The sequence below is a fragment of the Bartonella sp. LB28NMGDW genome (assembly GCF_042194435.1).
GTDB classification, from domain to species: Bacteria; Pseudomonadota; Alphaproteobacteria; order Rhizobiales; family Rhizobiaceae; genus Bartonella; species Bartonella grahamii.
The window spans coordinates 1-2,297 of record NZ_JBHIMX010000058.1 but is presented as its reverse complement, the minus strand read 5'-3'; the positions used below and the strand labels follow the sequence as shown (position 1 = coordinate 2,297).

At 37.2% G+C, this 2,297-nt stretch carries 3 protein-coding genes and 1 pseudogene; 2 read left to right on the top strand and 2 right to left on the bottom strand.

What is annotated here, in order from left to right; all coding sequences use genetic code 11:
- Both ACFIKG_RS08975 and ACFIKG_RS08970 read left to right on the top strand, forming a co-directional pair.
- Positions 1-629 (top strand): annotated as a pseudogene (locus ACFIKG_RS08975) (late control protein); the annotation flags it as partial.
- A gap of 311 nt (positions 630-940) precedes the next feature.
- Positions 941-1,468 carry an antA/AntB antirepressor family protein gene (locus ACFIKG_RS08970; protein ID WP_273783424.1) on the top strand — a complete coding sequence of 176 codons (528 nt, stop codon included), beginning with the start codon at positions 941-943 and terminating at the stop codon, positions 1,466-1,468.
- A gap of 46 nt (positions 1,469-1,514) precedes the next feature.
- Here the strand turns inward: ACFIKG_RS08970 and ACFIKG_RS08965 are convergent, their stop codons facing one another.
- On the bottom strand, positions 1,515-1,835 hold the full coding sequence (locus ACFIKG_RS08965) for an addiction module antidote protein (RefSeq protein ID WP_006589073.1): 321 nt from the start codon (positions 1,833-1,835) through the stop codon (positions 1,515-1,517).
- Positions 1,822-2,124, bottom strand: coding sequence for a type II toxin-antitoxin system RelE/ParE family toxin (locus ACFIKG_RS08960; protein ID WP_006589072.1), 303 nt, complete (start codon positions 2,122-2,124; stop codon positions 1,822-1,824). Before ACFIKG_RS08960 ends, ACFIKG_RS08965 begins: the two co-directional genes overlap by 14 nt.
- Between the last annotated feature and the right edge of the window lie 173 nt (positions 2,125-2,297).

Here is a 2,297-nt window from a genome sequence, read left to right as displayed (position 1 = left end):
GAGACGACCAAAAAGCCGCGGCTGATGCACGAGAACCAGAAGAGATTGATGATGATGAAAACTTTATCCATATGGATAACAGTGACAGAGCACCATCATCATCTGAATCGGAAAAAGCAGAAACAACACCTGAGAAAGAAGAAGAAGACAAAGAGAAAAAAGGCGGTGTTCTCGCAACTTATCATGATATCCGCAGTGGTGAAAAAAAAGAAGTCAAGGTTGGTAATCCGCCGTTTCATGAACTCAAATACACCTACCATAACCAATCAGAGGCTGTTGCGGCCATTGCTGCTTATCGCAATAAATCATCACGCGGTAAGTCTTCTTTCTCATGTGATATCGGTGGTGATCCGTTTGTGCAAGCAGAAGCAAAGCTTGTTCAAGAGCCCCCTTTCCGCCCCTATATTCCAGCAGAATGGCGCATCAAGAGCGTTAAGCACAAACTTGATAAAACGGGTGGTTACACCACAAAAATAGAGTGCGAACTTTTTGATGCATCACAAGAAGATGCGGCTGGAAACGTTGCAAACACAACACCAGACAAGGACGATACCCTTGATCCAAACGCCCCACCAAACGCATGCGACGAAGGCGAAGGCGTAATCCATATGGATGAAGAGGATAGATAAGTCAAATTAGTAAAAACGTAAAAAATCTCGAAAGCAGCTTGACAATGTGACGACAATATGAATAATCGAATCAGGTGCCTAAGAAACACCTTAATAGTAAGCGGATTTGGTTACGAAACAATCTCTTCTCCGCACGTTTAAAGGCTTTGACTCATTGTATGTTACACGCATATAATGATCTTGTCGGGTGTAGTTACGCTATACAATACCCTTTTGGGAAAAGCATAACGACGGACTTACTACCGTGTTTCTTAGCACCCGGCACTTTTTAAAAGTGTCATTAAGAAACATCTAAATAGTAAGGAATTCTTATGAACACTCTTATAGAAATTAAAGAACAAAATATTGGTCAAGAAACTGTTCAAACGGTTAACGCACGTGAATTACATACGTTTTTAGAAGTCAACTCTAAATTTGCAGATTGGATTGTACGTCGTATTAAAGAATATGGATTTTTGGAAAATCAAGATTATGGTTTTACGTTTCTCAAAAATGAGAAACGTAAAAATGTTATAAGTAAAGAATATCATCTCACCTTAGATATGGCGAAAGAGCTCTCAATGGTTGAGCGCAATGAGAAAGGACGTCAAGCTCGTCGTTACTTTATTGAATGTGAAAAGAAACTAAAAAGTCAATTTGTTGATTATGATGATATACGTTTTGCTTTCCCAAAAGATTGGGATAAAATGTCTCCAACTAAAAAGGCTGTTTACATTTATGGACCTCTCCACATGCATCTTGTCAAAGCCTTTACGTTGGTAGAAGAAAGCAAGCATTACAAAGCCATAATCAAAGAAGCAAAACAAGTCTTAGAAAGATCTGTAGTGAAAGCCGCTTAAGTAAAAAATATGCCTCCCCTCCCCGTTCTCAAAAATGGGGAGGTGGTCAAGATGCTTCTTCTAAAGCCGCTTGTTCCTTACAATTATTTTGGATAGGCGTTAAGCTAATCTGCAAATTTAAAGCACTCAAAACACTAAGAAAAGTAGAAAGTCGTGGATCACCTTTATCGCTTAAAGAACGATAAAGAGACTCGCGATTTAGTCCTGTCTCTTGAGAAACAGTTGTCATTCCTTGTTTACGCGCAATAATACCTAATACATGTGCAATATAGCCACTATTTTTGGTTTCTAAAGCATCATCTAATAAAATCTTAAAGTCTTCAGGCGTATTAAAATATTCACTTACATCAAATTTAGTAATTTCCATGTTTCATTTCCTTTACTAATTGAAGGGCTTTTTCGATATCTTTTTGTTGTGTGGATTTATCACCAGCATTTAATAACAAAATGATTTGTTTCCCTTGTTTTACAAAATAAATCCTATAGCCTGGTCCATAATTTATTTTTAGTTCACCAATGCCACGGAAATATTTCACGTCTCCTAGAAGCCCATATTCAAGGCGGAAAATACGTGCAGCAATTTTCTTTTGCACTTGTTTGTCTTTTAATGAGTCTAACCACTCTGTAAAATAGTGTGTTTTTTTAACAATAAACATCTGTAGTTTATATGCTACAAAATTGATAATGTCAAATACATTCTTTTGTTCCAATGAAAAAGCGACATGAGTTTTAACAAGCTATCTTTCCGAATGGGAAAGATGTCAATTTTTTAATCCAGCTCTGCTTTTGCGGGGCTTTTTTTATGGAGAATCATATGCGAAAAATATCA